At 36.7% G+C, this 6,457-nt stretch carries 7 protein-coding genes and 1 pseudogene; all 8 read left to right on the top strand.

What is annotated here, in order from left to right; translation table 11 throughout:
- A pseudogene (locus AC1DJR_RS16190) lies at positions 1 to 175 on the top strand (3-dehydroquinate synthase); the annotation flags it as partial.
- Positions 176 to 292: 117 nt separating this feature from the next.
- Positions 293 to 1,405 carry a histidinol-phosphate transaminase gene (gene hisC, locus AC1DJR_RS16185; protein WP_429686649.1) on the top strand — a complete coding sequence of 371 codons (1,113 nt, stop codon included), beginning with the start codon at positions 293 to 295 and terminating at the stop codon, positions 1,403 to 1,405.
- A 157-nt stretch (positions 1,406 to 1,562) separates the two neighbouring features.
- On the top strand, positions 1,563 to 2,837 hold the full coding sequence (aroA, locus tag AC1DJR_RS16180) for a 3-phosphoshikimate 1-carboxyvinyltransferase (RefSeq protein ID WP_429686650.1): 1,275 nt from the start codon (positions 1,563 to 1,565) through the stop codon (positions 2,835 to 2,837).
- Between the two features lie 107 nt (positions 2,838 to 2,944).
- A complete protein-coding gene (locus AC1DJR_RS16175; RefSeq protein WP_477003012.1) occupies positions 2,945 to 4,207 on the top strand; it encodes a tetratricopeptide repeat protein in 1,263 nt (420 codons plus the stop codon).
- Positions 4,208 to 4,280: 73 nt separating this feature from the next.
- Positions 4,281 to 4,817, top strand: a complete 537-nt coding sequence (locus AC1DJR_RS16170; RefSeq protein ID WP_002086615.1) for a ReoY family proteolytic degradation factor — start codon at positions 4,281 to 4,283, stop codon at positions 4,815 to 4,817.
- A gap of 154 nt (positions 4,818 to 4,971) precedes the next feature.
- Positions 4,972 to 5,382, top strand: coding sequence for a YpiF family protein (locus AC1DJR_RS16165; protein ID WP_477003011.1), 411 nt, complete (start codon positions 4,972 to 4,974; stop codon positions 5,380 to 5,382).
- Between the two features lie 111 nt (positions 5,383 to 5,493).
- Positions 5,494 to 6,006: a menaquinol-cytochrome c reductase iron-sulfur subunit gene (gene qcrA, locus AC1DJR_RS16160; RefSeq protein ID WP_002011835.1), complete on the top strand. Its 513-nt coding sequence runs from the start codon at positions 5,494 to 5,496 to the stop codon at positions 6,004 to 6,006.
- On the top strand, positions 6,007 to 6,457 hold a 451-nt coding region (qcrB, locus tag AC1DJR_RS16155), incomplete at its 3' end, for a menaquinol-cytochrome c reductase cytochrome b subunit (RefSeq protein ID WP_477003010.1).

The raw sequence follows: 6,457 nt of genomic DNA, 5'->3' as shown, positions 1-6,457 counted from the left end.
GCCAAGTGACTTGAATGTAGAACGTCTCGTTCAGTTGATGAAACAAGATAAAAAAGCAAATGCTGGAACAATTCATATGGTGCTTATGCAGGAATATGGGGGAGTGAATGTCGTATCTATTTCAGATGAGACTGTTCATATTGCGTTAGAAGCATTTCAAAAGGATATGGTGTAAAAAAGTCATAGAACAGGTATGAAATGCATATTTAAAGGTATTCTCGTAATGGTGACGGTTATGATTAAAGATGACAGTAAGACATTATAAATCATATCAATGACTGGGGGAAGAAAAGTGAGAGTAAAAGAGCAATTGTTAACTTTGAGAGCATATGTACCTGGGAAAAATATTGAGGAAGTAAAAAGAGAATATGGATTGTCAAAAATTGTAAAACTAGCATCGAATGAAAATCCGTTTGGCTGCTCTGCGCGTGTGACAGAAGCATTAACTTCGTTAGCTAATCAATATGCACTCTATCCGGACGGGGCGGCATTTGAGCTTCGTGAGAAAGTAGCAGAGCATTTAGGTGTAAAAGCGGAACAACTTTTATTTGGTAGTGGGCTAGATGAAGTCATTCAAATGATTAGTCGTGCTTTGCTACATAATGGAACAAATGTTGTAATGGCGAACCCTACGTTCTCGCAATACCATCACCATGCTGTTATTGAAGGAGCAGAAGTTCGTGAAGTACCACTTAAAGATGGCATTCACGATTTAGATGCAATGTTACAACAAGTAGATGAGAAAACGAAAATTGTATGGATTTGTAATCCGAATAATCCGACAGGTACATATGTAGAAAAACAAAAATTACTTTCATTTTTAGAATCAGTTCCAAAGTCAGCGCTCGTTATTATGGACGAAGCATATTATGAATATGCTGGGGCAAAAGATTATCCGCAAACATTACCTCTTCTTGAAAAGTACGAAAATCTTATGGTGCTACGCACATTCTCAAAAGCATATGGATTAGCTGCTTTTCGTATTGGATATGCGATTGGTGATGCAAAGCTTATTGGGCAGCTAGAGGTAGCAAGACTACCATTTAACACATCAACTATCGCCCAAGCGGTAGCRTTAGCGGCAATAGAGGATCAACAGTTTTTACAAGAGTGTGTGAAGAAAAATGCCGGAGGATTAAATCAATATTATGCATTTTGTAAGGAATATAACGTATTCTACTATCCATCTCAAACGAATTTCATTTTCTTGAAACTTGGTATACCTGGTAATGAAGCTTTCGAACGATTAATGAAAAAAGGATATATCGTTCGTTCTGGTGCAGCATTTGGTATGCATGATGGTATTCGTATTACTGTTGGATTAAAAGAAGAAAATGATGAGATTATTGAATTACTTACGGAACTTGTAAAAGAACAAGTGAAGAAAGAAGAAACGTATTCTTAAGAAATGGTGGAGGCTCCTGTTACAGGAGYCTTTTTCATTTGAACTGCAATAAGGGGAGTTGTTTGCACGTTCAAGAAAGAAAACGTTACAATAGAAGTAGACGTATAAGAAGAACTATTGTACATATAACTTATTTAAAATGTGAGGAGGATACAGTTTGAAACTAGTAGGACGAAAAAATAGTTTGAATGGGAAAATTGTTGTTCCAGGTGATAAATCTATTTCGCATCGCTCTGTTATGTTTGGAGCGATAGCGGAAGGGACGACGAAAGTATCAAATTTTTTATTAGGAGAAGATTGTTTAAGTACAATTGCATGTTTTCAAAAACTAGGTGTCCAGATTGAACAGTTTGGTAACGATGTCACGATTTACGGTAAAGGATTACATAATTTACAAGAACCGAAAGAAGTATTAGATGTGGGGAATTCAGGGACGACTATTCGTCTTATGCTTGGGATTTTAGCAAATACGCCGTTCCATAGTACGATAATTGGTGATGCATCAATTGGAAAACGTCCTATGAAACGTGTTACAGACCCGCTTATTAAGATGAATGCTCAAATTGATGGTAGAGAAAACGGACAATATACACCTTTATCTATTCGCGGTGGTAAGGTAAAAGGTATGCATTACCATACACCAGTAGCAAGCGCACAAGTGAAGTCAGCAGTTTTACTTGCGGGTTTGCAAGGGGAAGGGATTACTACGGTAACAGAGCCTATGCAATCTCGTGATCATACGGAAAGAATGTTGCGTGCATTCGGTTGTACCGTAGATGTTAATGGACGGACTGTTTCATTACAAGGTGGACAACAACTTAAAGGTGCAGACGTAGAAGTTCCAGGAGATATTTCTTCGGCGGCATTTTTCTTAGTAGCTGGTGCAATTGTCCAAAATAGTAAGCTTGTATTGGAAAACGTTGGTTTAAATCCGACGAGAACAGGGGTTTTAGATGTATTAACAAAGATGGGTGCACTTATTTCTATCGATCATATTAGAAATGAAGAGTTTGAACCGTGCGGGGATATTACGATTGAAACATCTAAACTAAAAGGAATAGAAATTGGTGGAACTCTTATTCCAAGATTAATTGATGAAATTCCTGTAATTGCTTTATTAGCAACGCAGGCAGAAGGAATTACTGTTATTAAAAACGCTGAGGAGTTAAAAGTAAAAGAAACAAATCGTATCGATACGGTTGTAGATGAATTAGGCAAATTAGGTGCGAAGATTGAAGCTACACCAGATGGTATGATTATATATGGTAAACAAAGTTTAAAAGGAAATACTGTTAATAGTCACGGCGATCATCGTATTGGGATGATGCTTGCAATCGCATCGTGTATTATAGATGGAGAAGTGAAAATAGAGAATAGTGATGCGGTCGCTGTATCGTATCCGGAATTTTTCGAACAATTAGCTGCGCTATGAGAGAAAGTATAGGAAGAGGTAGCTCACTCAAAAGGTTGCGTTCTTACACCTAGTTGCTTATGATAAATGAACAGAAGAGAATATTTTTTGAATTAAAGGAGACGTTTATGCAAAAGTTTGAACAGGCTGTTTCTTATATTGAAAACGGTGAAGCAGAAAAAGGATTACAATTATTAAAAGAACAACTACGAGTTGCTAATGATGAAGAGAAGTATGATATCGCTCGTTACTATCATACACTTGGGTTTATGGATGAGGCGTTAGCAATTACTGAAGACTTACGCTTGCTATATCCGGAAGAAAGTGAATTTACGGTATTTTTAGCAGAATTATATATTGATTTAGATAAAGAAGATGAAGCGATTGAAGTGCTTCATGATATTCCAGAAAACGATGATTTATATGTTCAATCGTTATTACTTGTAGCGGATTTATTCCAAATGCAAGGTTTTGATGATGTAGCAGAACAAAAACTATTAAAGGCGAAAGAAATGATGCCAGACGAACCTGTTATTACGTTTGGGTTAGCAGAATTATATAGTAGTAAAGGTGAAGAGCAAAAGGCGATCACTTATTATGAATCGTTACTAGCAGAACATAAAGTTATGGGTGGTGTTGTCATTGCGCTTCGTCTAGCAGAAACTTTAAGTGCTATTGGAAACTGGGAAGAGGCAATCTCTTACTATGAAGCGGGGTTAGAAGAGCAAAAAGATATTCACTCATTATTTGGATATGCCTTCACATTATACCAAGGAGAAGAATATCAAAGAGCAATTGGTGCTTGGCAAGAATTAAAAGAATTAGATCCTGAATACGCATCGTTATACATGTATTTAGCGAAAAGCTATGAAAAAGAAGGCATGCTTCAAGAAAGCTATGAAACACTTCAAGAAGGAATTAAAGTAGATGAGCTGTCTGTTCCTTTCTATGTAGAATTAGCGAATATTGCGGCGAAATTAGGTAAAATAGCGGAGGCAGAAGAAGTGCTTCAAAAAGCGCTGGAGCTAGATCCGGGACATTTAGGTGCGAYATTAAAATATGCGTATATTTTAAAAGAACAAGAGAAATACGAAGAGCTAATTGCAGTTGTAGAGCGTGCAATTGACAGTGGAGAACCAGATACACAACTACTTTGGGATCTTGCATTTGCAAAAAAACAATTAGAAATGTATTCGGATGCATTAAAACACTATGAAAGTGCATATACTTCTTTTAAGAATCATCCAGATTTCTTGGAAGAGTACGGTTATTTCTTATTAGAAGAAGGAATGCGAAAAGAGGCGAAAGAAGTATTTACGCAGTTAATACAACTAGACCCGACACAAATTCATATTGAAGAATTGTTATATAATTTAGAGGATTTTTCATAAGTTGGAAGGAAACTGAATGCCGCTTCTTGAATCTAAAAAGAAAAGAGAAAGACAGAGGAGGGACTTAATCGCTATGAATACCCCTGTTTCTGTAAACGAGAAGAAGGATTTTGTAAAATGGTTTTTGAATAATTACCAACTGAAACAGCGTGAATGTGTATGGATTTTGAATTATTTAATGAGTCACGATCAATTAATGCATAAAGTCCACTTCGTAGAACATGCAAAATATTGTCCGCGTGGCTTAGTAATGTCAGCAAATTGTGTGAAAGACACACCGTTTCACTTTTTCAAACAAAATGTAATGACAACAGATGCAGAAAAATCGTTTCATGATATTCGTTTGAATCGAGATGAGGATATTTATATTCAGCTTAATTTTAAATCATCGTTCCAAAATGCAAACTATGTAGCTGTATTAGAAGAAAACCCATATTTGCCAAAGCATATTGAAGTGAATGAAAAAGATCGATTGCTTGCAGAACGATTTTTAGAAGAAAGTGTATTCTCATTTAGAAGAGAACGTCTTTTGAAACAAATTGATGAAGCTTTGGATAAGCAAGATAAGGAAGCATTTCATAGGTTAACAGCAGAGTTRAAAATTTTATAGAATTCATTTTGATTATGTAATCTTTACGAAATTCAGACTTTTTTAAGAAAAACTACTTAATAATAGGTAGTTTTTCTTTTTTTACCTCTTTTAGTATGGTTTAATATATATAAAGTGAAAGTTCTGTTATTTCGAATGGAGGAGGGGAGAAGAGGTGAAATGGATTGTAAAAGATGTAGAACAGTTTGAGCAAGCGAGGGAGTATGTAGATACAGGGATTATACCCCTTTTGTCTATTTCGGCAGCAAAAGAAATGAAAATGGTTGTAGAGCAAGGTGAATTTATTGAGGCTTTGAGTATGGAGTTGGAAAGGGAGTATAAAGGAAGAGTGCTTTTACTGCCCGCATTTACGTATTTGGTAGAGAGCCAAAAGAATGAAAAAGACCGTTTGCAAGAATGGACAGATCATTTGCAAAGGCAAGGTTTTAAGCATATTGCCTATGTGACAAGTGACTTTTCATGGAAAGAAGATATGAGAGATGTGCAGGGTGATTTATTTTGGTTTCCATCGTTATCATTAGAGCAATTTAGTGACCAAGCGAAAAGTTCTTATTATTATGAGTAGTATGATATTGACCTATACAAGAGGGTATTATATCATGATAGTGTCCTAGTTTTTATTTTTTATATAATTTTTTCACGAGGGGACAATTTCTGATAGAGGGGGGAAATTTTCGTGAGCGAGAAAGAACATCGTGTGTCAAGAAGACAGTTTTTAAATTACACACTTACAGGGGTAGGAGGCTTTATGGCGGCGGGTATTTTAATGCCGATGACGAGGTTTGCGCTTGATCCGGTGTTAAGAAAAGAAGCGGGAACAGATATGGTTGCTGTTGGACAAGTAAAGGATATTACAACAGAGCCGAAGCGCTTCGATTTTAAGGTGAAGCAGGTTGACGGGTGGTACAAGTCTGAAGAGCCAAAATCTGCTTGGGTGCATAAAGATGAAAGTGGAGAAATTGTTGCGTTTTCGCCAGTATGTAAACATTTAGGTTGCACAGTGAACTGGAATTCGGACAAAGCACATCCTAATCAATTCTTTTGCCCGTGTCACGGGGGACGTTACACAAAAGATGGGATGAACATTAAAGGCACACCGCCTCTTGCTCCGCTTGATGTGTACGAGTCTAAAGTGAAAGATGGAACGCTGTATTTAGGAAAAGCGAAGCCAAGAGGGGGTGCAAAGTAGATGCTAAATAAAATTTATGATTGGGTGGACGAACGTTTAGATATTACACCGATATGGCGTGATATCGCTGATCATGAAGTACCTGAGCATGTTAACCCGGCACATCACTTTTCTGCATTCGTCTATTGCTTTGGAGGACTTACCTTTTTCGTTACAGTAATTCAAATTTTGTCCGGAATGTTTTTGACGATGTATTATGTGCCGGATATTAAAAATGCTTGGGAGTCGGTTTATTATTTACAAAATGAAGTAGCTTACGGGCAAATTGTTCGTGGTATGCATCACTGGGGTGCTAGTCTCGTAATTGTAATGATGTTTTTACATACACTCAGAGTTTTCTTCCAAGGTGCGTATAAAAAGCCTCGTGAGTTAAACTGGATTGTTGGTGTTCTTATTTTCTTTGTTATGTTAGGTCTTGGTTTTACCGGATATTTATTACCGTGGGATATGA

It is taken from the genome of Bacillus sp. 05T31 (assembly GCF_056396725.1).
Note: the sequence above shows the minus strand (reverse complement) of the source record. Positions and strands in the feature narration are given on the sequence as shown.